This is a genomic window from Pseudomonas synxantha BG33R (genome assembly GCF_000263715.2).
Lineage (GTDB): Bacteria > Pseudomonadota > Gammaproteobacteria > Pseudomonadales > Pseudomonadaceae > Aquipseudomonas > Aquipseudomonas synxantha_A.
Genome location: NZ_CM001514.1, coordinates 5,077,711 through 5,102,104, shown reverse-complemented (window position 1 = coordinate 5,102,104; position 24,394 = coordinate 5,077,711). Strand labels below are relative to the sequence as shown.

The following is a 24,394-nucleotide window of genomic DNA, read 5'->3' as shown; positions in this document are numbered from 1 at the left end:
GCTCCCAATGATCTTAAAAAAACACAACAACAGGTGAAGTCATGACCCCATCTAAACCCCTGATACTGCTGGCGCCCCTGTCCGGGGTCCTGCTGGCGCTGGATCAGGTACCCGACCCGGTATTTTCCGGTCGCGTGATCGGCGACGGCCTGTGCATCGACCCGACCTCGCAGACGCTCTGCGCGCCGTTGGCCGGGGTGATCAGCAACATTCAGGACAGCGGTCATGCGGTCAGTGTCACCGACGACAACGGCGTGCAGGTGTTGCTGCATATCGGTCTGGACACCGTGAACCTGGCTGGCCAGGGCTTCACCCGTCTGGTCGAGGAAGGCCAGCGGGTGGAGGCTGGGCAGCCGCTGATAGAGTTCGATGCCGACCATGTGGCGCTCCATGCACGCAGTCTGCTGACCTTGATGCTGGTGGTGAGCGGCGAGCCGTTTGAGCTGTTGGTGGCGGACCGGGCGTTGGTCGAGGCCGGCCAGCCACTGTTGCGAGTATTGCCCGGGCAGGTGTTGGCCGAGCTGGATGAGGAGGAGGGTAACGCGCTGTTTTCCAAGCCACTGACCGTGCCCAACGCTCATGGCTTGCACGCCCGGCCTGCGGCGGTGCTTGCCCAGGCTGCGAAAGGGTTCAACTCGAGCATTTACCTGCACAAGCAAACCCAGAGTGCGAATGCCAAGTCCCTGGTGGCGATCATGGCGCTGCAGACCTGCCAGGGCGACAGCGTGCAGGTGAGCGCGGCAGGCGAAGATGCCGAGGCGGCGATCCAGATACTGGTGGCGTTGTTGCTCGACGGCTGTGGCGAGACCTTGCCGGTAGCGGTCGAGAAAACCAACACGCCTGCCGCGCCGGCGTCTTCGGCCACCGTGTTGCGAGGTGTCTGTGCATCGCCGGGCTCGGCGTTCGGCCAGCTCGTCCAAGTGGCTGAGCCGGTGCTCGATATTCCCGAAGCTGGCGCCGGAGAAACCTTTGAGCGGGCCGCATTGGCGCGCGGCCTACGGGCGGCAAGCGAGGCGCTGCAAGACATGCAAGCCAAGGCGGCCGGCAGTGCCCAAGCCGAAATTTTCCGCGCCCATCAGGAATTGCTCGAAGATCCAACCCTGCTTGAACAAGCCTATAGCCTGCTGGCCGAGGGCAAGAGTGCCGCCTTTGCCTGGAACCGCGCCACAGTGGCGACCGCCCAACTCTTCGAGGGCTTGGGTAAGGCACTGCTCGCTGAACGTGCAGCGGACTTGGCCGACGTTGGTCAGCGCGTGCTCAAGTTGATCCTGGGCGTGCCCGAGCGATCCATGGAGCTGCCGGAGTGCGCCATCCTGGTCGCCGAGCAACTGACACCCTCACAAACCGCCGGCCTGGATACCGGTAAAGTCCTGGGCTTCGTCACGGTCGCCGGTGGCGCTACCAGTCATGTGGCAATCCTTGCGCGCGCGCTGGGCCTGCCGTCCATTTGTGGGGTGCCGAGCCAGGTATTGGACCTGGCCAACGGCAAACGGGTACTGCTCAATGCCGACAAAGGCGAGCTGCATCTGGAGCCGGACCTGGCTGAAATCGAACAATTGCAGGCGGTTCGCCAACAGCAAAAGCTGCGACTGCAACGTGAGGTGGCACAGGCCTCACGGGCGGCGGTCACCCGCGATGGGCATCACGTTGAAGTCACCGCCAATGTCGCCTCGTTGCAGGAAGTGGAGCAGTCCCTGACCCTGGGCGGGGAAGGCGTGGGCCTGCTGCGTTCGGAGTTCCTCTACCTGGACCGCAACCGCGCCCCGAGCGCCGAAGAGCAGGCTGGCACTTACAGCGCCATCGCCCGTGCCTTGGGCACCGAGCGCAACCTGGTGGTGCGCACCCTGGATGTGGGCGGCGACAAACCCTTGGCCTATGTGCCGATGGAAAGCGAGACCAACCCGTTCCTTGGCCTGCGCGGTATTCGGCTGTGCCTGGAGCGCCCCGAACTGCTGCGTGAACAGCTGCGCTCGATCCTTGCCAGTGCGGGCTTGGCGCGACTGCATATCATGTTGCCGATGGTCAGCCTGCTGTCGGAACTGCACCTGGCGCGCAAGATGCTCGAAGAAGAGGCGTTGGCGCTTGGGCTGACCGAGTTACCGAAGCTGGGCATCATGATCGAGGTCCCCAGCGCTGCGTTGATGGCGGATGTGTTTGCGCCCCATGTGGATTTCTTCTCCATCGGCACCAACGACCTGACCCAATACACCCTCGCCATGGACCGCGACCACCCGCGACTGGCCAGCCAGGCCGACAGTTTCCACCCGGCGGTACTGCGCCTGATCGACATCACGGTCAAAGCGGCCCATGCCCACGGCAAGTGGGTGGGGGTATGTGGTGCGCTGGCCTCCGAAACAGTAGCCGTGCCGGTATTGATCGGGCTCGGCGTGGATGAGCTGTCGGTCAGCGTGCCGCTGATCCCGACCATCAAGGCCACCGTGCGTGAGCTGGACCTGCACGACTGCCAGATCATCGCCCGCCAGGTGCTGGGCCTGGAAGAAGCCCATCAAGTGCGTGAGGCCCTGCGCCTGTACCACGCGGCCACCGTTGAAACCTCATCTGTCGTGGAGCACTGAGCATGTTCGAGAAATTGCAGCGGGCGTTCTGGAAAGCCCTGACCCCGGACCTGGTGGCCGAGACAGTTGCCGCGCCGACACCGAGCCTGTTGTCGGCCGAGGTGCTGAGTGCATTGGGTGGGGAGGGGAACGTCACGTCACAGCAGCGCGTGGCGCTGACGCGTGTGAGGGTGCAATTGAAGGAGGTGGGTGGGTTGGATGAGTCGGCGTTGAAGGCTGCCGGTGTACCCGCAGTAATGGTACTGCCGGGCGGCGTGGTCCATCTGCTCACCGGCCTATAAGGCTACGATGATCAAATGTGGGAGCCGGGCTTGCCCGCGATAGCAGTGTGTCAGGCGCCGAATACCTTGACTGTCAGGCCGCCATCGCGGGCAAGCCCGGCTCCCACAGGGATTTGCGGTGTGCGGGCTGTCGTGATCAGAGTTGAGGGCTGTCTTGCGGCGGCTTGGTCTTGTCCACACCCGGTACATGCAGGTTGCCTTCCACCACCTGGTTGCCTTCCAGCTGCGGCTGGGTCACCCAGGTAAGAATGTCGTAGTAACGCCGGATGTTCGCCACAAAATGCACCGGCTCGCCGCCACGCGCATAACCATAGCGGGTCTTGCTGTACCACTGCTTCTGCGACAAGCGCGGCAGCATCTTCTTCACGTCCAGCCACTTGTTCGGGTTCAGGCCTTCTTTCTTGGCCAGGATACGTGCATCGTCCAGATGACCGGTGCCGACGTTATAGGCGGCGAGGGCAAACCAGGTGCGGTCGGGCTCGGCGATCTTGTCGTCCAGCTCATCCTTGATCCTGGCCAGGTACTTGGCGCCACCCATGATGCTCTGCTTGGGGTCCAGGCGGTTGGACACGCCCATGGCTTGGGCGGTGTTCTGGGTCAGCATCATCAGGCCGCGCACGCCGGTCTTGGAGGTGACCGTCGGTTGCCACAGCGATTCCTGGTAGCCGATGGCTGCCAGCAGCCGCCAATCGACTTTTTCTGCCTTGGCATAGGCACGAAAGTGCTTCTCGTACTTGGGCAGGCGTTGTTGCAGATGCTGGGCAAAGGTATAGGCGCCCACATAGCCGAGTACGTCGACATGTCCGTAATAGCGGTCTTTCAGACGCTGCAACGTGCCGTTCTTCTCGACCTTGTCCAGGTAGCTGTTGATTTCGTTGAGCAGGCTGTTGTCGTCGCCTGCCGCCACGGCCCAGCTTTGGTTGCTGGCATTGCCGAGGTCGAACGCCACGCGCACATTGGGAAAGTACACCTGGTTCATGGCGACTTCGTTGGAGTCCACCAGGGTCAGGTCGATCTGCCCTTCGTCAACCATGCGCAGCAGGTCGACTACTTCAACGGCGTCGGATTCTTCGTATTCGATTGCAGGGTTCTGCTTCTTCAGCGCCGCAAGCTGTTCGGCGTGAGTGCTGCCCTTGAGCACCATGATCTTCTTGCCCGCCAGATCGGCTGCATTGGTGGGGCGCGATTGGCCGTTGCGATAGATGATCTGCGGGGTCACTTCCAGGTACGGGTGGGAAAAACGCACCTGCTGCTGGCGCTGCTCGCTGCTGACCAGGCCGGCGGCGGCCAGAACCGGGCCGTTGGGTTTGCCCAACTGACCGAACAGGTCATCGAGGTTGTCGGCGGTCTCGATTTCCAGCTTCACGCCCAGCTCGTCGGCAAAACGCTTGACCAGTTCATATTCGAACCCGGTCTCACCGTTACGGTCCTGGAAATACGTGGCCGGACTGTTCCGGGTGACCACCCGCAATACGCCATCCTCCTTGATTCGCTCAAGCGTGCTGGGCTTATCAACACAGGCACTGAGCGTCAGGAAGAGCAGGGTGGCGATGAGCCATTTGACCCATCGCGGGCGCAAAACAGTTGGGGAGAACATCTGCGCAGTATACGCAAACGGCCCGTGGCGCCATATCTCGACAGCGCTGCACTTGTCTGCTAGCGCGGTTAAAACTGTGCTGCAGCCCGCAGAAACGCGGCCTGGAGCGCCATTGTGACGGTTAAAATAACTGCCCCCGACACTGCGGATTTCCTGCCGATGCCGTGCAAACCCTGCCAACTGACGTTCGGCAGCGGCCACCGGTGCCGTTTCGGGTGCTGTTGGCGAAGGTTTACGCTAGAATGCACGGCCTCAAAGCACACCCCTTCCCGAGGCTGTCCCGAAGATGTTGATCCTGCGCGGCGCTCCTGCCCTTTCTGCCTTTCGCCACAGCAAACTCCTTGAGCAACTGAGCCAGAAGGTTCCAGCTGTTACAGGCCTGTACGCTGAATTTGCTCACTTCGCCGACGTTACCGGCGTCTTGACCGCCGACGAACAGCAAGTGCTGGCACGCCTTCTGAAGTACGGCCCAAGCGTTCCCGTTCAAGAGCCGACTGGCCGCTTGTTCCTGGTTCTGCCGCGGTTCGGCACCATCTCGCCCTGGTCGAGCAAGGCCAGTGACATCGCCCGCAACTGCGGCCTGGATAAAATCCAGCGCCTGGAGCGTGGGATCGCCTTTTACGTCGCTGGCCAGTTCAGCGATGCCGAAGCCGAGCTGATCGCCAGCAGCCTGCATGACCGCATGACCCAGATCATCGTCAGCCAGCTGGAGCAGGCTGCCGGCCTGTTCAGCCACGCCGAGCCCAAGCCGCTGACCGCGATTGACGTGCTCGGCGGCGGCCGCGCCGCCCTCGAGAAGGCCAACACCGAGCTGGGCCTGGCCCTGGCCGAAGACGAGATCGACTACCTGGTCAACGCCTTCACCGGCTTGAAGCGCAACCCCCACGACATCGAACTGATGATGTTCGCCCAGGCCAACTCCGAGCACTGCCGTCACAAGATCTTCAACGCCAGTTGGGATATCGACGGTCAGAGCCAGGAAAAAAGTCTGTTCGGCATGATCAAGAACACCTACGTGATGCACAGCGAAGGCGTTTTGTCGGCTTATAAGGACAATGCCTCGGTGATCGTCGGCTCCGTCGCCGGTCGCTTCTTCCCGGACCCGGAAACCCGCCAGTACGGCGCGGTGCAGGAGCCGGTGCACATCCTGATGAAGGTTGAAACCCACAACCACCCGACCGCGATTGCCCCATTCCCGGGCGCAGCCACCGGGTCTGGCGGCGAAATCCGTGACGAAGGCGCCACCGGCCGTGGCGCCAAGCCCAAGGCGGGCCTCACCGGTTTTACGGTGTCCAACCTGCAGATTCCGGGCTTCGAACAGCCGTGGGAAGTGCCGTACGGCAAGCCTGAGCGCATCGTCACCGCGCTGGACATCATGATCGAAGGCCCCCTGGGCGGCGCCGCGTTCAACAACGAATTCGGGCGTCCGGCGCTGACCGGTTACTTCCGTACCTTCGAACAGTCCATCACCACCCCGCGTGGCGATGAAGTGCGCGGTTACCACAAGCCGATCATGTTGGCCGGCGGCATGGGCAACATCCGTGAAGAACACGTCAAGAAAGGCGAGATCCTGGTCGGCTCCAAGCTGATCGTGCTCGGCGGCCCGGCGATGCTGATCGGCCTGGGCGGCGGCGCAGCTTCCTCCATGGCCACCGGCACCAGCTCGGCCGACCTGGATTTTGCTTCCGTACAGCGCGAAAACCCGGAAATGGAACGCCGCTGCCAGGAAGTCATCGACCGTTGCTGGCAGTTGGGTGACAAGAACCCGATCAGCTTCATCCACGACGTCGGTGCTGGCGGTTTGTCCAACGCCTTCCCGGAACTGGTCAACGATGGCGACCGTGGTGGCCGTTTCGAACTGCGCAACATTCCAAACGACGAGCCGGGCATGGCCCCGCACGAAATCTGGAGCAACGAATCCCAGGAACGCTACGTGCTGGCGGTCGGCCCTGAAGACTTCGCACGTTTCCAGGCCATCTGCGAACGCGAGCGTTGCCCGTTTGCCGTGGTCGGCGAAGCCACTGCCGAGCCGCAGCTGACAGTTACCGATAGCCACTTCGGCAACAGCCCGGTAGACATGCCGCTGGAAGTGCTGCTGGGCAAAGCCCCACGCATGCACCGTTCGGCGGTACGTGAAAACGAACTGGGCGATGATTTCGACCCAAGCACGCTGGAACTGGCCGACAGCATCGAGCGCGTGCTGCACCACCCGGCCGTGGCGAGCAAAAGCTTTTTGATCACCATTGGCGACCGCACCATCACTGGCCTGGTGGCCCGTGACCAAATGGTCGGCCCATGGCAGGTGCCGGTGGCCGACGTTGCCGTCACCGCCACCAGCTTCGACGTGTACACCGGTGAAGCCATGGCCATGGGCGAGCGCACGCCGCTGGCCCTGCTGGACGCTCCGGCGTCGGGCCGCATGGCGATTGGTGAAACCCTGACCAACATCGCGGCCTCGCGTATCGGCAAGCTGTCCGACATCAAACTGTCGGCCAACTGGATGTCCGCTGCCGGCCACCCCGGTGAAGATGCGCGCCTGTACGACACCGTCAAAGCCGTCGGCATGGAGCTGTGCCCGGAACTGGGGATCACCATTCCGGTGGGCAAGGACTCCATGTCCATGGCCACCCGTTGGAACGAAGATGGCACCGACAAGAGCGTGACCTCGCCGCTGTCGCTGATCGTCACCGGTTTCGCGCCGGTCACCGACATCCGCCAGACCCTGACGCCGCAACTGCGCATGGACAAGGGCACCACTGACCTGATCCTGATCGACCTGGGCCGTGGCCAGAACCGCATGGGCGCTTCGATCCTGGCGCAGACCCATGGCAAGTTGGGCAAACAGGCGCCGGACGTCGATGACGCCGAAGACCTGAAAGCCTTCTTCGCCGTGATCCAGGGCCTCAACGCCGACGGTCACCTGCTGGCTTACCACGACCGCTCCGACGGTGGTTTGCTGACCAGCGTTGTCGAGATGGCCTTCGCTGGCCACTGCGGCCTGAACATCGTGCTCGACAGCGTTGCCGAGGATGCTGCGGAAATCAACGGCATCCTGTTCAACGAAGAGTTGGGTGCAGTGATTCAGGTGCGTCAGGACGCTACCCCGGATGTACTCGCCCAGTTCAGCGCTGCCGGCCTTGCCGAGTGCGTGGCGGTGATTGGCCAGCCGATCAACAACGGCGAAGTCAATATCTCGTTCAACGGCGACACGGTCTTTACTGGTCAGCGCCGCCTGCTGCAACGCCAGTGGGCCGAGACCAGCTACCAGATCCAGCGCCTGCGCGACAACGCCGACTGCGCCGAGCAGGAGTTCGACGTGATCCTGGAAGAAGACAACCCGGGCCTGAGCACCATGCTCAGCTTCGACGTCAACCAGGACATCGCCGCGCCTTACATCAAGAAGGGCATTCGCCCACAGGTTGCCGTACTGCGTGAGCAGGGCGTCAACGGTCAGGTGGAAATGGCCGCGGCGTTCGATCGCGCCGGTTTCAATGCGATTGACGTGCACATGAGCGATATCCTCGCCGGTCGCGTTGATCTCAACGAGTTCAAAGGCCTGGTGGCCTGCGGTGGTTTCTCCTACGGCGACGTGCTGGGTGCCGGTGAAGGCTGGGCCAAGTCGGCGCTGTTCAACAGCCGCGCTCGCGACGCGTTCCAGGGCTTCTTCGAACGCAACGACAGCTTCACCCTGGGTGTGTGCAACGGTTGCCAGATGATGTCCAACCTCAGCGAACTGATCCCGGGCAGCGAGTTCTGGCCGCACTTTGTGCGCAACCGTTCCGAGCAGTTCGAAGCCCGTGTCGCCATGGTGCAGGTGCAGGAGTCCAACTCGATCTTCCTGCAAGGCATGGCCGGTTCGCGTATGCCGATTGCCATCGCCCACGGTGAAGGCCATGCCGAGTTCGCCAGCGAAGAAGCGCTGCTTGAAGCCGACCTGTCCGGCACCGTGGCTCTGCGTTTCGTCGACAACCACGGCAAGGTCACCGAAAGCTATCCGGCCAACCCGAACGGCTCGCCACGCGGGATTACCGGCCTTACCAGCCGCGACGGCCGCGTGACCATCATGATGCCGCACCCGGAGCGCGTATTCCGCGCCGTGCAAAACTCGTGGCGCCCGGAAGAGTGGAACGAAGACGGCGCCTGGATGCGCATGTTCCGCAACGCTCGCGTGTGGGTGAACTAAGGCCGTGTACAAGCTCGCCTTCTTTGTGCCCGACAGCCATGTGGAGACGGTGAAAACCGCCGTCTTCGCAGCTGGCGGCGGGCGCATCGGCGACTACGACAGCTGCGCCTGGCAAGTGCTGGGCCAGGGCCAATTCCGCGCGTTGGACGGCAGTCAGCCGTTTATCGGGCAGGTCGGTCAGGTTGAAGTGGTTGAGGAATGGAAGGTGGAGCTGGTGGTGGCGGATGAGTTGATTGTGGCGGTTGTGGCTGCACTCAAGCTTAGCCATCCGTATGAGACACCGGCGTATGAGGTGTGGCAGTTGGCGGATTTTTGATCTGTTGGCTGCGTCAATGAGAAACCCGCTGGGCCAGTTTGGTCAGCGGGTTTTTTGTTGGCTGTAAGTGCCAATCGCAGGCAAGCCAGCTCCCACATTTGACCCCGTTGTCAGACCGTACATCAATCCCATGTGGGAGCTGGCTTGCCTGCGATGGCGTCGGTGCAAGCGCCTCAGAACTTTCCGACAAGCCTTTCAGGTTGTCCGTCGGAACCTGTCTCCCTAGCCTCAATCGGTCACTGATAACTCAGTGATCGGGGCTTGAATTCAAGACCCGTCCAGCAATGATCTTGCGTACGGTTTGAAATTCAATATGCAAATTCCAGATTTCGTTGTTCCTCGCCTCAATACCAGCTCTGCGCTAGGGCAAGCTCTGATTTCAATGTTCAGAGCCATTGAAATGGAATTGACGCTCGAAGGCGCCAGTCCGGGCGCGGTCCAGGTCATTGTATTCGGTGGTTGTGCTGTTCATTTATATACCCACCACCGTGTGTCCACGGACGTGGATGCGGAGATTTATTGCGCAAATACTCAAGACACGCTGCGCCTACGAACATTGCTTGCAGAGTTTCCAGAACAGTTTTTCGATGAGCAGTCTGGCCGTGTCATGGAGTTGAACTATGACCTCCAATACAACACTAGCTTTGGTCCGCTCCACGAAGACTACTGGGAGCGAAGTCTTCCTCTGGAAGAGTTTCCTCTTGAGTCTGCGCTGCATCTTCATGTAGCTGCGCCTATCGACATTGCAATCTCCAAATTGGGCAGAGCCACTGATCAGGATGTAGATGACATCATGGCGTTGCTCAGGGCTGGCTTCATAGTGACCGCTGAGCTCCGTCAGCTGGCATTGCAGGCGATTGATATGTATGTTGGCAACAAAGAGCCACCCAGATCCATACTGACCAATATCTTGCACGATTATCTGGAGACTGCAGATGGCGAAGCCCTTTAACGGTCCGGTCCTCTCGTCCGCCTTGGACACACTGGTCAAAAGCCCCTTGAATCAGGCTGATGATGCTGCGTTGGTCAGTGCAGCGAAAGCTGTGTGGTATTCGGATACGAATCTTGTGGACGAGGTGAGGGCGTTCATTCAGGAGCACTCCAGTGAGGTAGAGCTTCGTCGCGCAGGCTATTTGCTTGAGCGCTTCACACGCTTTTCGTGTGCGACCGATAGTCGGGTAAAGGAAGCGTTGAAGGCGCTTGAACTGTTCTCAGCCTCAAGGCAATACGTGAAATCCCAAGGCGCTGTTGCGTTGCGCAGTCGTCGTGACGAACTGGCAATGTCCTGGGGATTATGTGAGGGTCTGGGTTTGAAGGTTCAGACCTTGATGCCTTTTCAGACCCGCCACTATGAAGCCGAACAGCGTGCGGCGTCTGCCTAGGTATAGATAGCTATCAAAGAACCCGGCTTAGTCCGGGTTTTTGCTGTCTGCGATGTCTTCAGTTCTCGGAGATTTCCGGCAAGCCTTTCAGGTTGTCCGTCGGAACTCGCACAACTAACCTTCTCGCGTCGCTGCCAATTCAGTGACCGGGACTGCAAGCCTGAAAAATCACTAGGAGCCTATTCCATATGGAGTTTAATGATGATCAGCGACAACTTGCTAACTGGTTCAATCTCATCTCAAGCCGAGTCCCGCCAAGCTGGTGATTCACCGTCCGACCAGATCTTCACCGTACTACCCAGTCTGAACAGCGAAACTCTGCTCGCCAACGCCTCCCAAGACCTGGCATCCGTGCAGGCACTGGCGGGTCATCTGGCTTTTGATGTCGACGGTCCCCAGCGTGATGCAGTGCTGGGTATTCATCGGATGGTGGAAGGGATTCAGTTGATGGTGGATCGGGTGCTGGATTTAGTTGAGGTGCCTGAGCAGAAGTGATCAGGCGCCTGTGAGGGCCAATCGGGAGCAAGCCCCCTCCCACATTTTGAATTGTGAATACCTTCAAATGTGGGAGGGGCGGTGCGACGATTTGACTTGCTCCCGATGAGGCCAGAACAGTCACTACCTCTCTAAACCCTGGCGCCGACCTCACGGGCACTGACCAACCGCTCCAACGCCTCACCCAGCCCAGAGGCCTTGTCACCAATCAACAAGTGCCAAACACCGCTCTCAAGCTGACTCACACCTTGGCAACCGAGTGCAGTGAGCTGAGCTTCAGACAACCCCGAATCATCCCCCAACTCCACCCGCAACCGGGTCATCGCCACCGCTCCTAGTTGGCGTACATTCCCTCGGCCACCCAGAGCATTCAGCCATTTTTCGGCCTCTTGCACATTCACCGTCACGGGCTTATCCCCAGGTGCAACTGCTACAGGTGCTGTGGCAACAAACCCCGGCATCGCCAAGCGAATTTCATCGGCAATGCTATCGGCCATCGGCCCAACCACCACCTGCAAACTACCGCCGTTACCCGGGCGCACTACAGCCATGGCGCCCAGTGCTTTCAGTTCAGCATCCACCGCCTTGTTGCGATCCACCATGTCCAAGCGCAGCCGCGTGGTGCAGGCACCCACACTCAGCAGATTCTCAGCACCACCCAGCGCCTGGATATATGCCGTGGCACGCTGGTTATCACTCATCGCTTCAGCCTGCACCACCTGGATATCTTCACGCCCCGGTGTCTTGAGGTTGAAGCGGCGGATGCAGTAGCTGAACACCGTGTAGTAGATCACCGAGTAGGCCAGGCCCACCGGTACCACCAGCCAGCCATTGGTGGACTTGCCCCAACCCAGCACCATGTCGATAAACCCACCGGAGAAGGTAAAGCCGAGGTGGATATTCAACATATTGGTAACAGCCATCGACAGGCCCGTCAGCACGGCGTGGATCAGGTACAGGAACGGTGCCAGGAACATGAAGGCAAATTCAATCGGCTCGGTCACCCCGGTCAAGAATGACGTCAGCGCCATGGACAGGAAGATCCCGCCCATCACTTTGCGCCGCTCAGGCAACGCATTGCGGTACATCGCCAGGCACGCAGCCGGCAGGCCGAACAGCATCACCGGGAACATGCCGGTCATGAACTGGCCGCCTTTCGGGTCGCCGGCAAAGTAGCGGGTCAGGTCGCCGGTCACCACCGCGCCGGTTGCCGGGTCGGTAAACGTGCCGAACACGAACCACGCCATGTTGTTGAGGATGTGGTGCAATCCGGTGACGATCAGCAGGCGGTTGAACACGCCAAACACGAACGCACCCAGACTGCCGCTTTCCATCAGCAACACGCCAAAGCTGTTGATGCCGTGCTGGATCGGCGGCCAGATCAGGCCGAAGATCACGCCCAGGCCCACCGCCGAAAAACCGGTGACAATCGGCACAAAGCGTCGCCCACCAAAGAACGCCAGGTACTCCGGCAGCTTGATGTCCTTGAAGCGGTTATACAGCCCGCCCGCCATCAGGCCGCTGGCGATACCGGCGAGCATGCCCATGTTAATGGACGTGTCCATTACCTTGAGCGTGGAGATCATCACCAGGTAGCCAATCGCCCCGGCCAGGCCGGCCGTGCCGTTGTTGTCGCGGGCAAAGCCCACGGCGATGCCGATGGCGAAGATCAGCGCCAGGTTGGCGAAGATCGCTTGCCCGGCATCGTGCATCACCGCGATGTTGAGCAAGTCGGTGTCGCCCAGGCGCAGCAAAAGGCCGGCGATTGGCAGGATCGCAATCGGCAGCATCAGGGCGCGGCCCAGGCGTTGCAGGCCTTCGATAAAGTGTTGGTACATGGCGTGTCTCCCTATTCTTGTTGTTTTCAGCTCAGCGGCCAGTGGTGTTGACAGGCTTGGCGAACGGCCTTGGCGCTGCTCAGGTCGAGCAGCTCAAGGCTCAGTTGCCGGCATTGCGCCGCGTCCAGGTGGCGGACGCGGTCCTTGATTTCGCCGATCTGCGGCGGGCTTACCGACAGTTCGCTGACCCCCAGGCCGACCAGTACCGGCGTGGCCAGTGGGTCAGATGCCAAGGCACCGCACACACCGACCCAACGCCCGTGTTTCGCCGCACCGGTGCAGGTTTGGGCGATCAGCCGCAGCAAGGCAGGGTGCAGCGCATCAACGCGGGCGGCCAGGCCTGCGTGGTCGCGGTCCATGGCCAGGGTGTATTGGGACAGGTCATTGGTGCCGATGGACAAGAAGTCAGCATGTTTGGCCAACTGCTCGGCCATCAGCGCGGCGGCGGGCACCTCGATCATCACGCCCAGTTCGGGGCGCTGCGTCAGCTCCAGCTCCACGCACAGTTCATCCAGGCGCTGGCGAATCTGCAGCAATTCATCCACCTCGCTGACCATCGGCAGCAGGATGCGGCAGCGCGCCAGTGGCGAGATTTGCAACAGGGCGCGCAGTTGCTGGTCGAGCAGTTCCGGGCGCACCTGGGCCATGCGAATACCGCGCAGGCCCAGCACCGGGTTGGCCTCGACAGGCAGCGGCAGGTAGTCGAGCTGCTTGTCGCCGCCCACATCGATGGTGCGGATGATCACCGACTTGTCGCCCATGGCATCCAGCACGGCCTGATAAGCCTGGCGTTGTTCCTGCTCATCCGGCGCGGTACGGCGGTCGACGAAGAGAATTTCGGTGCGCAGCAGGCCGACGCCGTCGGCGCCGTTGTCAAACGCCACTTGGGCTTCGGCGCTGGAGGCGACATTCGCCGCGACTTCAACCGTCACGCCATCGGTGGTGCTCGCCGGTTGTTGGGCTTGGGCCTGTTGCTGCTGGCGTCGTAATTTCTGTGTTTCGCGAATCTGGTGAACTTCGGCGTGACGTGCATCGCTGGGCGCCAGTTCCAGACGGCCGTTGGCGGCATCGAGCACCACCCGCTGGCCTTGGGGTACGTCGAGCACTTCATTGCCCAGGGCGACGAGACACGGCAGGCCTTTGCCCCGGGCCAAAATCGCCACATGGGAGGTCGCACCGCCTTCGGCCATGCAGATGCCCGCGGCCTGTTGCGCGCTCAGTTGCAGCAAGTCCGAAGGTGTCAGCTCATGGGCACTGACAATCGCCCCCGCCGGCAATTCGAAATGCCAGGCTTCACCCAGCAACGCACGCAGCACCCGTTGTTGAAGGTCTCGCAGGTCATTGGCGCGCTCGGCAAACAGCGGCTTGCCCAACGCCAGCAGTACGGCGCATTGGGCCTGGATCGCATCACGCCAGGCATGGGTGGCGGCGCTGCCTTGTTCGATGGCGGCGGTGGCTGCGTCGAGTAATGTCGGGTCTTCCAGCAGGGCAAGGTGGGCGGCGAAGATCTCTTCTTCTTCGACGTTCTTGCGTTGGCGCGCCTGGCCGAGCGTATTGCGGATTTCGCCGCGCACTTGCTCAAGGGCGGCATCCAGGCGTTGCAGTTGTTCGTCGACGCTATGATTGCCGCTGTCTTGCGGCAGCTCGATGCCCGTCAGGCGGAACAATGGCCCACATACCAGACCGGGTGCCGCGCATACGCCTTGCAGCACATTGGCTTCGGTATTCGCCCGGCGTGGCGCGGCAACGACCGGCGCGTGATGCTCCTCGTGGATCGCCACGGACAGCGCGGCGACCAGTGCCTGTAACGCCGCCTCGCCATCCTTGCCACGACAGGTCACCCGTACCTCGTCACCTTCGCCAATACCCAACCCCATCAGGCCGATCAGGCTGTCGCAAGCCGCGGTCTTATCACCGAAGTGCAGCTGCGATTGGCTGCTGAAGCCCTGGGCAGTCTTGCGGATCAGCGCGGCAGGGCGCGCATGCAAGCCGCCACGATGGGTGATGCGTACCGTGGCGCTCACTTCTGCGACCGAGTTATCCACAGCGGTTTGAACCGGCGCGGATGTGCGCAGGGCAATCCGCATCAGTGATTCACCGAGCTTCACGGTCTTGCTCGCGATGGGTTGCAGCTCGAAGCGGTCACTGTTGGTCAGGATGATCAGGCTCACCAGGCTTTTGCACTGGCGCGCAATGCGGTCCAGATCAAACTGCACCAACGGCTGGCCCTCGCTCACCCGTGCGCCATCCTTCACCAGCAAGGCAAAGCCTTCGCCATTGAGCTCCACGGTGTCGATGCCCACGTGCATCAGCACTTCGGCACCGTTGTCGGCGCGGATGGTCAATGCATGACCGGTGCGGGCGACATGGATGATCACGCCGTCACAGGGCGCGTGCAGGCAATCGTTCAACGGGTCGATGGCAATCCCGTCGCCCATGGCGCCGCTGGCGAACACTTCGTCGGGGACGTTGTTCAGGGCCAGCACCGGCCCACTCAAGGGGGCGCTTAAGGTCAATGGATTATTGTTGTTGGGCATGGGCACGGTACTCATCAGGAAAACGCCGCTTTAGTGCGTGCGGGTGACTTTGCTCAGGTGGCGCGGCTGGTCCGGGTTCATGCCCCGTGCCTCAGCCAGGCCGGCGGCCATCACGTAGAAGCTCTGGATTGTCAGGATCGGGTCCAGGCTCGGATGTTCGGCGCGACTAAGGGTCAGGTCGCGTTCGGCGATATCGTCCGGTGCGGCCAGCAGCACGCGGGCGCCGCGTTGGCGCATATCGGCGGCCAGGCTCAACAGGCCGGGCTGCTCGGCGCCGCGTGGGGCGAACACCAGTAGCGGGTAGTTTTCGTCGATCAAGGCCATCGGCCCGTGGCGCACCTCTGCGCTGCTGAAGGCTTCGGCCTGGATCGCCGAAGTTTCCTTGAGCTTGAGCGCAGCTTCCTGGGCGATGGCAAACCCGGCGCCGCGGCCGATTACCATCAATTGCTGGCAGTCGCGCAGGGCCTCGATGGCTTGGGTCCAATCCTGCCGGGCGGCTTCACGCAAACCGTCGGGCAGCGCCTGGCAGGCCTGGAGCAACTCGGTTTCCTGGTTCCAGTGGCCGATCAATTGCGCGCTGGCGCTGAGGGTGGCGATAAAACTCTTGGTCGCGGCCACGCTTTGTTCCGGCCCGGCGCACAGTGGCACGTGGAATTCACAGGCGGCTTCCAGCGGCGAGTCTTCGGCGTTCACCAGCGAGATGCTCAGGGCGCCGCGCTTGCGCAGCAGTCGCAGGCTGTTGACCAGGTCCGGGCTCTGCCCCGACTGGGAGAACCCAAACGCCACCTGGCCGCTGACTTTCATCGGTGCCTGCAACAGGGTCACCACCGACATTGGCAGCGACGCCACCGGGATACCCACATGCTGCATGGCCAGGTAGGCGAAGTAGCTGGCGGCGTGATCGGAGCTGCCACGGGCGATGGTCATCGCCACTTGCGGCGGCTGGCGACGCAGGCGACCGGCCACTTCTTCCAGCAGCGGGTTCAGGCGTTGCAGTTGTGCCGCGACGGCGTCGCAGGAGGCCAGGGCCTCTTCAAGCATTTTTGAAGTCAATGGTTTCTCCTTCGACCATTACGTCGGTGAGTGTCAGGGAGCGGTCCAGGCGCACGCAGTCGGCATAGCTGCCCGGTTGCAGGCGGCCGCGTTCTTCCAGGCCCAGGTAGTCCGCAGGAAATTGCGACAGGCGTTGTGAGGCTTCGCTGATGGGCAGGCCGATTTTCACCAGGTTGCGCAGCGCCTGGTCCATGGTCAGGGTGCTGCCGGCCAGGGTGCCGTCCGGCAGGCGTACGCCGCCCAGGCATTTGGTCACGGTGTGGCTGCCCAGCTTGTATTCGCCGTCGGGCATACCGGCGGCGGCGGTGGAATCGGTCACGCAGTACAGGCATGGGATCGAGCGCAGGGCCACGCGCATGGCACCGGGATGCACATGGAGCAGATCCGGGATCAACTCGGCGTATTGGGCGTGGGCCAGCGCGGCGCCGACGATGCCCGGCTCGCGGTGATGCAGCGGGCTCATGGCGTTGTACAAATGGGTAAAGCTGGTGGCGCCGGCGGCGAGGGCGGCCACGCCTTCTTCATAACTGCCCAGGGTGTGGCCGATCTGCATGCGCACACCGCGTTGGCTGAGGGCGCGGATCAGGCCGTCGTGGCCGGCGATTTCCGGGGCGATGGTGATCACTCGGATAGGCGCCAGGCGCAGGTAGTCTTCGACTTCGGCCATCAATGCGGTGTGGGCGAAGTTGGGTTGGGCGCCGAGTTTGCCCGGGTTGATGTAGGGGCCTTCCAGGTGCACGCCCAGTACCCGGGCGCTGCCTGTCGGGCGTTGCTCGCAGAACCTGCCGAGTTCACCGAGGACGCTGGTGATTTCTTCCACCGGCGCCGTCATGGTGGTGGCCAATAGCGAGGTGGTCCCAAAACGCACGTGGGTGCGGGTAATGGTCTCGAAGGCCTGCGCCCCTTCCATGATGTCGGCACCGCCACCGCCGTGTACATGCAGGTCGATAAAGCCTGGCAGCAGGTAGGGCAGGTCGTTGTCAGCCGGGTCGCAAGGCGTGCCTTCGATGGCAACCACCTTGCCGTGTTCGTGCACCAGGCGGCCGCGCATCCAGCCGCTGGGCGTGAGGATATTGTCTTCTGACATGGGCAGTTCTCTAAATTCGCAATTCGGCGGAATAATCATGGCGACGCAGCTCTGCGACAAAGTCGTAGTAGTCGTTGCGGCAGTAGGTGTCGGTGATTTCAATCGGCGTGTTGTCGGCGGTGTAGCCCACGCGGGTCATCAGCAGCATGGCGGTGCCGGGGGCGATGCCGACCAGCTTGGCGAACTCATCCGAGGCGTTGATCGCCTGGATATGTTGCAGGGCGCGCACGATGGGCTTGCCGATGCCTTCCAGGTATTCGTACAGCGAATTGCCGATGGCTTGCGGGTGTGGCAACACCGAGGCGGGCATGGCGGTCATTTCAATCGCCATCACCGTGTCATCGGCTTTGCGCAGACGCTTGAGGCGCGCCACTTTGTCAGTAGGCGACAGGCACAGGCGGATCAGCTCTTCGTGGGTCGGCGGGGTTATGTCGCGCTCCAGCCACTGGGAGGTGGGCACAAAGCCCTTGAGCCGCAGCATTTCGCTGAACCCCGACAAGCGCGACAAGGGTTGTTCCAGGCGCGGCGTGATAAAGGTGCCGGAGCCCTGGCTGCGGCGGATCAGGCCTTGGGCAAGCAACACTTCCAGCGCTTTACGGGCAGTGACCCGCGAGATGCTCAACTGCTCGCTGAGCGCACGCTCCGAGGGCAGGGCCTGCTCGGATTTCCACTGGCCGGCATGGATCGCCGCTTCAAGGCTGCGAGCCAGTTGCAGGTACAGCGGCGTGGATTGCTTGTCGTCGGGGCGCAGGGCCAGGATGGGATTCATCTGTCAGGTTTCCGATGCGTTATTGGAGTGTTGTCGCCCGGTAATGGCCGGAAATTAATACCACTTAAATACCATGTCAATGCTACCAAAACGGTGCAGGCCCCGGTTTCAGGGATCTTTAATGGGGCTTGGTATCAAGTGGTATTAGAGAGGTCTTTGTGTCGCGCACAAGTGCACTGTCCCGCGCGGTGAACTGGTATTCACCGGCAGGCGCTGCTGGAGGCAGGAATTATTTTCGAATTAATTTACGAACGGTACGAGATTACGGCCGAATCTCGATCAGGGTGCCGTCTTTGACCAGGCTCCAGACTTCGCGCATGTCCACGTTGCGCATGCCGATGCAGCCGTCGGTCCAGTCCAGGGTGTGAAACCACTGTTCCGGGTAGTCTTCGGTGTCGGGCGTGCCGTGGATCATGATCATGCTGCCCGGTTTTACCCCTTCGCGGCGGGCGCGGGCAGCGTCGCTGATGTTCGGGTAGGAGATGTGCATGGCCAGGTTGAAGCGGTCGCTGGTTTTGCGCCAGTCGATCCAGTAGAAACCCTCGGGGGTACGGCGGTCGCCTTCGATCAGCTTGTGGCCCTTGGGGTTCTTGCCCAGGGAAATGCGGTAGGTCTTGAACGGTTTGCCGTCGTTGATCAATTGCAGCTGATGAGCGGACTTGAGCACCAGGACTTTTTCGACCGGCTTGCCGCCCAGGGTGACTTGGGTTGCGGCTGGCGACAGCGTGGCGAACGACAGGCAGATCAGAGCAAGCAACCAGCGCATTGAAACGGTATCCCTTTGGCGACATTGGCCGGCTTGTTATTGGGCGGGCTTGGACAGCGGTGGCACAGACTCGCTACGTACCGGGTACACCTGTTGGCGACGGTCAGCGAAAAAGCATTCTAAGGTACGCCCGACCGTGCGGAAAGCCAGCTCGGACCAAGGGATATCAGCTTCATCGAACAGCTTCACTTCCAGGCTTTCCGGGCCTGCGGCAAAGTCCAGGTCGATCAGCTCGGCGCGGTAGAAAATATGCACCTGGCTGATATGCGGCACATCGATCAGGGTATAGATATTCAGGTTACGCACCCGGGCGCAGGCTTCTTCCAGGGTTTCACGCATGGCCGCCTGTTCGACGGTTTCACCGTTTTCCATAAAGCCTGCGGGCAGGGTCCAGTAACCCAGGCGTGGCTCGATGGCGCGGCGGCACAGCAACACTTTGTCGCCCCACACCGGTACGGTACCAGCGACGATATTGGGGTTCTGGTAATGAATGGTCGAGCAGTGATCGCATACATAACGCAGGCGCGCGTCGCCTTCGGGAATGCGTTGGGTCACCGGTTTGCCGCACTGGCTGCAGAAATTCATGCTGGGGTTCCTGAACAATGGGCACATCTTGGCTTGGTGCCGGGCGTTCCTGCAAGTTGTCGTTTAGCGACAGCCCTGCGGTTTTGGGGTTGGGCGCGTTCACGCTTTGGTGCATGATGCAAGGTAGCCAACAGACCGAGATGACTCATGCTGGACGAGCTACTTCGCCGGGTAAGCAATCACACCCCTCACCTGCTTGAGACTGACGGGCGTTTCCCCGAGGCCGCGGTGCTGGTACCGATTACCCGCAGTGATGAACCCGAGCTGATCCTGACCCTGCGCGCCAGCGGCCTGTCGACCCATGGTGGCGAAGTGGCCTTTCCTGGCGGGCGGCGTGACCCTGAAGACCCGGACCTGATCTTTACCGCCTTGCGCGAAGCCGAGGAAGAAATCGGCCTGCCGCCGGGGCTGGTTGAGGTCATTGGCCCGTTGAGCCCGCTGATTTCCCTGCATGGCATCCGCGTAACGCCCTATGTGGGCGTGATCCCTGACTACGTCGAATACCTGGCCAACGACGCCGAAATCGCCGCCGTCTTCAGTGTGCCCCTGGAGTTTTTCCGGCAGGACCCACGCGAACATACCCACCGCATCGATTACCAGGGCCGCAGTTGGTATGTGCCCAGCTACCGCTTCGGCGAATACAAGATCTGGGGCCTGACGGCGATCATGATCGTCGAGCTGATCAATCTGCTCTATGACGACGCCAAGATCAGCCTGCACCAGCCGCCCAAGAGTTTTATCAATATCTAAGCCATCGCATGAATGGCAAGCCGTGAGGGAAAACCATGAAATACCGCCTGGGCGACGCCCGTGTCGAGACCCATCCCAACAGTTGGGTCGCACCCAATGCCACGCTGGTGGGCAAGGTCAAGCTGGAGGAGGGCGCCAACGTCTGGTTCAACGCGGTGTTGCGCGGCGATAACGAACTGATCCTGATCGGCAAGAACAGCAACGTGCAGGACGGCAGCGTGATGCACACCGACATGGGCTATCCGCTTACCCTCGGCACCGGCGTGACCATCGGCCATAACGCCATGCTGCACGGCTGCAGCGTCGACGACTACAGCTTGATCGGCATCAACGCCGTGATCCTCAACGGCGCCAAGATCGGCAAACATTGCATCATCGGCGCCAATTCGCTGATCGGCGAAGGTAAGGAAATTCCCGACGGTTCGCTGGTGATGGGCTCGCCGGGCAAGGTGGTACGTGAGCTGACCGAGGCGCAGAAACGCATGCTCGAAGCCAGTGCCGCGCACTATGTGCATAACTCGCAGCGCTATGCCCGAGACTTGGTTGAGCAGGAAGAATGAGTGCGGTTGAACGGCCTGTAGCCTCGCCATGCGTGAGTATCTGCGCGTTGGATGAGGACGATATCTGTACCGGTTGCCAGCGTAGCGTGGACGAGATTACGCGTTGGAGCCGCATGGATAATGCCGAGCGCCGGGTGGTGTTGGGGTTGTGTCATGAGCGGGCGGTGGCGGGTGGGTTGGTGTTTATGGCTTCTGGTAAATCCGGTGCCTGAACCACCGCTATCGCAGGCAAGCCAGCTCCCACCCTTGATGTGTGAATGCGTTCAAATGTGGGAGCTGGCTTGCCTGCGATGAGGCCCTGCCAGACGACATCCTTGTAATTGTGTACCCTGTGCGGCATTACCCACAGGTCCATCCCCATGTTTTTCCTGATCGCCTACATCAGCAGCGTCGTGCTGATCAACTTCGCCTTCTCCACCGCCCCGCACCTGGATGTCATCTGGTCCGCCTGGGGTGGCCTGGTATTTATCCTGCGCGACATGGTGCAAACCCGCTTCGGTCACGGCGCGATCATCGCCATGCTGGCGGCGCTGGTGCTTTCGTATATCACTTCCGACCCGTCCATCGCCCTGGCCAGTGCTACGGCGTTCGCGGTGTCCGAGTGCATCGACTGGCTGGTGTTCAGCATCACCAAACGCCCGCTGCATGATCGCCTGTGGATAAGTTCGGCACTGAGTATTCCCCTCGATACCTTTATTTTCTTCGGCTTGATCGGCGCGCTCACACCGGCGGTGGCGGGCACGGCGTTGGTGTCTAAATTTGCCGGTGTCACCGTGGTCTGGCTGATCATGGCCTGGCGCATCCGCCGCCGCACCATCGCCAACTGAGGCCAATTTTTACAGTTCATGTAAAATGCCGGCCTTTCTCCCCCATGATCCGCTCCCCTGAGGACCTGAGATGACCCGAATCGGAACTCCATTGTCGCCAACCGCGACCCGCGTTTTGCTGTGTGGCTGCGGTGAGCTGGGCAAGGAAGTGGTGATCGAACTGCAACGCCTGGGTGTTGAAGTGATCGCCGTGGATCGCTACGCCAACGCGCCGGCCATGCAGGTGGCGCACCGTAGCCACGTGATCAACATGCTCGACGGTGCGGCGCTGCGTGCAGTCATCGAGGCGGAGAAGCCGCACTTCATCGTGCCGGAAATCGAAGCCATCGCCACCGCCACTCTGGTGGAATTGGAGGCTGAAGGCTTCACGGTTATCCCGACCGCCCGCGCCACGTCGTTGACCATGAACCGTGAGGGCATCCGTCGTCTGGCCGCCGAAGAACTGGACCTGCCGACCTCGCCGTACCACTTTGCCGACACCTTCGAAGACTACAGCAAGGCCGTCCAGGACCTGGGCTTCCCCTGCGTGGTCAAGCCGGTGATGAGTTCGTCGGGCAAGGGCCAGAGCCTGTTGCGCAGCACTGATGACGTGCAGAAAGCCTGGGATTACGCCCAGGAAGGCGGGCGTGCCGGTAAGGGTCGAGTCATTATCGAAGGCTTTATCGATTTCGACTACGAAATTACCCTGCTGACCGTGCGCCACATTGGCGGCACCACCTTCTGCGCGCCGGTTGGCCATCGTCAGGAGAAGGGCGACTATCAGGAGTCCTGGCAGCCACAGGCCATGAGCCCGATCGCCCTGGCCGAATCCGAGCGCGTTGCCAAGGCGGTAACCGAAGCCCTGGGCGGCCGTGGTCTGTTTGGTGTGGAGTTGTTCATCAAGGGCGATCAGGTGTGGTTCAGCGAAGTGTCGCCGCGCCCACATGACACCGGTTTGGTCACACTGATTTCTCAGGACCTGTCGCAGTTCGCGCTGCACGCTCGCGCCATCCTGGGCTTGCCAATTCCGTTGATCCGTCAGTTCGGGCCTTCGGCATCGGCGGTGATCCTGGTGGAAGGGCAGTCGACCCAGACGGCGTTTGCCAACCTCGGCGTTGCATTGAGCGAGCCGGACACGGCGTTGCGCCTGTTTGGCAAGCCGGAAGTGAATGGCCAGCGCCGTATGGGTGTGGCACTGGCGCGGGATGAGTCGATTGAGGCTGCACGGGCTAAAGCTACCCGCGCTTCGAAGGCTGTTGTTGTAGAGCTCTAAAACCGCGTCGCGTCTATCGCAGGCAAGCCAGCTCCCACATTTGATTGGGTTCACATAGTTTGATGTGTGAATGCTTTCTAATGTGGGAGCTGGCTTGCCTGCGATAGCGGTCTATCAGGCGACCTTGTTCAAATCATTATCCCGCGTCTCTTTAAGGCACAGCACCGCAATCAAACTCAACAACGCTGCCGCCGACACATACCCACCGACATAGCTGAGCCCACCCATCGCCACCAGCTTGGTCGCGAAGAACGGTGCTGCAGACGCCCCGACAATCCCACCCAGGTTATACGCCGCCGAAGCACCGGTATAACGCACACGCGTCGGGAACAACTCCGGCAGCAGGGCGCCCATCGGTGCGAAGGTCACACCCATCAGAAACAGCTCCAACGCCAGGAACAGCGCCACGGCCCAGGTCGAGCCGTGGGTCAGCAGTGGCTCCATGGTAAAGCCCGAGAGAATCGCCAGGATCGCCCCAACGATCAGCACCGGCTTACGTCCATAACGATCACTGGCCAGCGCTGCCAGCGGCGTCGCCAAGCCCATGAACAGCACGGCAAAGCACAGTAAGCCGAGGAACGTCTCGCGGCTGTAGCCCAGTGTGGAAACGCCGTAGCTCAGGGAAAACGCCGTGGTGATGTAGAACAGCGCGTAGCACACCACCATCGACGCAGCGCCCAGTAGCACCGGCAGCCAATGCTGGCTGAACAGTTCCACCAGTGGCACCTTCACCGGTGCTTCTTTGGCTACGGAGTTGGCGAACACTGGGGTTTCATGCAGCTTCAGGCGTGCATACAGGCCCACCATCACCAGTGCGGCGCTGAGAATGAACGGAATACGCCAGCCCCAGCTACGGAACTGCTCGTCATTCAGGCTCATGGCCAGGATCAGGAATAAACCGTTGGCCGCCAGAAAGCCAATCGACGGGCCCAGTTGCGGGAACATGCCGAACCAGGCGCGCTTGCCCTTGGGCGCGTTCTCGGTCGCCAGCAATGCCGCGCCGCCCCATTCCCCGCCAAGGCCCAGGCCCTGGCCGAAGCGTAATACGCACAACAGAATCGGTGCCCAGGCGCCGATGCTGTCGTAGCCTGGCAGCAAGCCGATCAAGGTGGTGCACACACCCATCAACAGCAGCGAGGCCACCAGAGTGGATTTGCGCCCGATGCGGTCGCCGAAATGGCCGAACAGCGCCGAGCCCAGCGGGCGTGCGATAAAGGCGATGCCAAAGGTCAGGAACGACGCCAGCATCTGCGCCGTACCGGAGCTCTGGGGAAAGAACACCGGGCCGATCACCAGCGCAGCAGCCGTGGCGTAGATATAGAAGTCGTAGAACTCGATGGCGGTGCCGACGATGCTCGCCGTGGCGACGCGGGCGGTCGAATTGGTCGGGGCGGCGGTCGCAGCCTCTTGGTAGGTGGTGCTCATGGCAGTATCCCTGACGGTCATTGCGCGTTTGGACGCGGATTATTATTGGTCGAACACCCATGGATCAGGGTTGTGCGCGGGGCGGCTCGGGATGGGAGCAAACACCGGTCGGACA

The 24,394-nt window shown here is 61.4% G+C and carries 21 protein-coding genes; 12 read left to right on the top strand and 9 right to left on the bottom strand.

Going from position 1 to position 24,394, the window contains the following annotated elements; genetic code table 11:
• Positions 1–41 precede the first annotated feature (41 nt).
• A complete protein-coding gene (ptsP, locus tag PSEBG33_RS05295) occupies positions 42–2,576 on the top strand; it encodes a phosphoenolpyruvate--protein phosphotransferase (protein ID WP_005791150.1) in 2,535 nt (844 codons plus the stop codon).
• 2 nt (positions 2,577–2,578) lie between these two features.
• Positions 2,579–2,857, top strand: coding sequence for a PTS transporter subunit EIIB (locus PSEBG33_RS05300; protein ID WP_005791149.1), 279 nt, complete (start codon positions 2,579–2,581; stop codon positions 2,855–2,857).
• Positions 2,858–2,993: 136 nt separating this feature from the next.
• On the opposite strand, the gene mltF is transcribed toward PSEBG33_RS05300, so the two are convergent.
• Positions 2,994–4,454 carry a membrane-bound lytic murein transglycosylase MltF gene (gene mltF, locus PSEBG33_RS05305; protein WP_005791148.1) on the bottom strand — a complete coding sequence of 487 codons (1,461 nt, stop codon included), beginning with the start codon at positions 4,452–4,454 and terminating at the stop codon, positions 2,994–2,996.
• 286 nt (positions 4,455–4,740) lie between these two features.
• Between mltF and purL the strand changes: the two genes are divergently transcribed.
• The 5 genes from purL (at position 4,741) to PSEBG33_RS05325 (ending at position 10,830) form a co-directional block, all read left to right on the top strand.
• The gene (gene purL / locus PSEBG33_RS05310; protein ID WP_005791147.1) at positions 4,741–8,637 is read left to right on the top strand and encodes a phosphoribosylformylglycinamidine synthase; all 3,897 of its coding nucleotides are present in this window, start codon (positions 4,741–4,743) and stop codon (positions 8,635–8,637) included.
• A 4-nt stretch (positions 8,638–8,641) separates the two neighbouring features.
• The gene (locus tag PSEBG33_RS05315) at positions 8,642–8,953 is read left to right on the top strand and encodes an NIF3 1 (protein ID WP_003193986.1); all 312 of its coding nucleotides are present in this window, start codon (positions 8,642–8,644) and stop codon (positions 8,951–8,953) included.
• A gap of 313 nt (positions 8,954–9,266) precedes the next feature.
• Positions 9,267–9,905: a DUF6036 family nucleotidyltransferase gene (locus PSEBG33_RS05320; protein WP_005791146.1), complete on the top strand. Its 639-nt coding sequence runs from the start codon at positions 9,267–9,269 to the stop codon at positions 9,903–9,905.
• The gene (locus PSEBG33_RS27755) at positions 9,889–10,335 is read left to right on the top strand and encodes a hypothetical protein (RefSeq protein WP_032803705.1); all 447 of its coding nucleotides are present in this window, start codon (positions 9,889–9,891) and stop codon (positions 10,333–10,335) included. Before PSEBG33_RS05320 ends, PSEBG33_RS27755 begins: the two co-directional genes overlap by 17 nt.
• 201 nt (positions 10,336–10,536) lie before the next feature.
• Positions 10,537–10,830 carry a DUF6124 family protein gene (locus PSEBG33_RS05325; protein ID WP_005791144.1) on the top strand — a complete coding sequence of 98 codons (294 nt, stop codon included), beginning with the start codon at positions 10,537–10,539 and terminating at the stop codon, positions 10,828–10,830.
• 131 nt (positions 10,831–10,961) lie between these two features.
• Here the strand turns inward: PSEBG33_RS05325 and nagE are convergent, their stop codons facing one another.
• From nagE to PSEBG33_RS05360, 7 genes are all read right to left on the bottom strand, one after another.
• Positions 10,962–12,668 carry an N-acetylglucosamine-specific PTS transporter subunit IIBC gene (nagE, locus tag PSEBG33_RS05330; RefSeq protein ID WP_005791143.1) on the bottom strand — a complete coding sequence of 569 codons (1,707 nt, stop codon included), beginning with the start codon at positions 12,666–12,668 and terminating at the stop codon, positions 10,962–10,964.
• A 26-nt stretch (positions 12,669–12,694) separates the two neighbouring features.
• Complete coding sequence (ptsP, locus tag PSEBG33_RS05335) at positions 12,695–15,205, bottom strand: phosphoenolpyruvate--protein phosphotransferase (protein ID WP_005791142.1); 2,511 nt, start codon at positions 15,203–15,205, stop codon at positions 12,695–12,697.
• A 30-nt stretch (positions 15,206–15,235) separates the two neighbouring features.
• The gene (locus PSEBG33_RS05340) at positions 15,236–16,246 is read right to left on the bottom strand and encodes an SIS domain-containing protein (protein WP_032803704.1); all 1,011 of its coding nucleotides are present in this window, start codon (positions 16,244–16,246) and stop codon (positions 15,236–15,238) included.
• Positions 16,239–17,345, bottom strand: a complete 1,107-nt coding sequence (gene nagA / locus PSEBG33_RS05345) for an N-acetylglucosamine-6-phosphate deacetylase (RefSeq protein WP_005791140.1) — start codon at positions 17,343–17,345, stop codon at positions 16,239–16,241. The genes PSEBG33_RS05340 and nagA overlap by 8 nt, the downstream gene beginning before the upstream one ends.
• A gap of 10 nt (positions 17,346–17,355) precedes the next feature.
• Positions 17,356–18,114: a GntR family transcriptional regulator gene (locus PSEBG33_RS05350; RefSeq protein ID WP_005791139.1), complete on the bottom strand. Its 759-nt coding sequence runs from the start codon at positions 18,112–18,114 to the stop codon at positions 17,356–17,358.
• A 262-nt stretch (positions 18,115–18,376) separates the two neighbouring features.
• Positions 18,377–18,880, bottom strand: a complete 504-nt coding sequence (locus PSEBG33_RS05355) for a L,D-transpeptidase family protein (RefSeq protein ID WP_005791138.1) — start codon at positions 18,878–18,880, stop codon at positions 18,377–18,379.
• 36 nt (positions 18,881–18,916) lie between these two features.
• Entirely contained in the window at positions 18,917–19,465 is a 549-nt protein-coding gene (locus PSEBG33_RS05360; RefSeq protein ID WP_005791137.1) for an NUDIX hydrolase, read from the bottom strand.
• Positions 19,466–19,612: 147 nt separating this feature from the next.
• Here PSEBG33_RS05360 and PSEBG33_RS05365 point away from each other — a divergent pair, with 147 nt between their 5' ends.
• The 5 genes from PSEBG33_RS05365 (at position 19,613) to purT (ending at position 22,854) form a co-directional block, all read left to right on the top strand.
• Positions 19,613–20,215, top strand: coding sequence for a CoA pyrophosphatase (locus PSEBG33_RS05365; RefSeq protein WP_005791136.1), 603 nt, complete (start codon positions 19,613–19,615; stop codon positions 20,213–20,215).
• Between the two features lie 35 nt (positions 20,216–20,250).
• Positions 20,251–20,775 (top strand): gamma carbonic anhydrase family protein, encoded by a 525-nt coding sequence (locus tag PSEBG33_RS05370; protein WP_005791135.1) that lies wholly within the window; start codon positions 20,251–20,253, stop codon positions 20,773–20,775.
• The gene (locus tag PSEBG33_RS29010) at positions 20,772–20,987 is read left to right on the top strand and encodes a DUF1289 domain-containing protein (RefSeq protein ID WP_005791133.1); all 216 of its coding nucleotides are present in this window, start codon (positions 20,772–20,774) and stop codon (positions 20,985–20,987) included. The genes PSEBG33_RS05370 and PSEBG33_RS29010 overlap by 4 nt, the downstream gene beginning before the upstream one ends.
• A gap of 147 nt (positions 20,988–21,134) precedes the next feature.
• On the top strand, positions 21,135–21,602 hold the full coding sequence (locus PSEBG33_RS05375) for a preQ0 transporter (protein WP_005791131.1): 468 nt from the start codon (positions 21,135–21,137) through the stop codon (positions 21,600–21,602).
• A 70-nt stretch (positions 21,603–21,672) separates the two neighbouring features.
• Entirely contained in the window at positions 21,673–22,854 is a 1,182-nt protein-coding gene (purT, locus tag PSEBG33_RS05380) for a formate-dependent phosphoribosylglycinamide formyltransferase (protein ID WP_005791130.1), read from the top strand.
• 114 nt (positions 22,855–22,968) lie between these two features.
• Here purT and PSEBG33_RS05385 read toward each other — a convergent pair whose 3' ends face one another.
• The gene (locus tag PSEBG33_RS05385) at positions 22,969–24,279 is read right to left on the bottom strand and encodes an MFS transporter (protein ID WP_005791128.1); all 1,311 of its coding nucleotides are present in this window, start codon (positions 24,277–24,279) and stop codon (positions 22,969–22,971) included.
• Positions 24,280–24,394 lie beyond the last annotated feature (115 nt).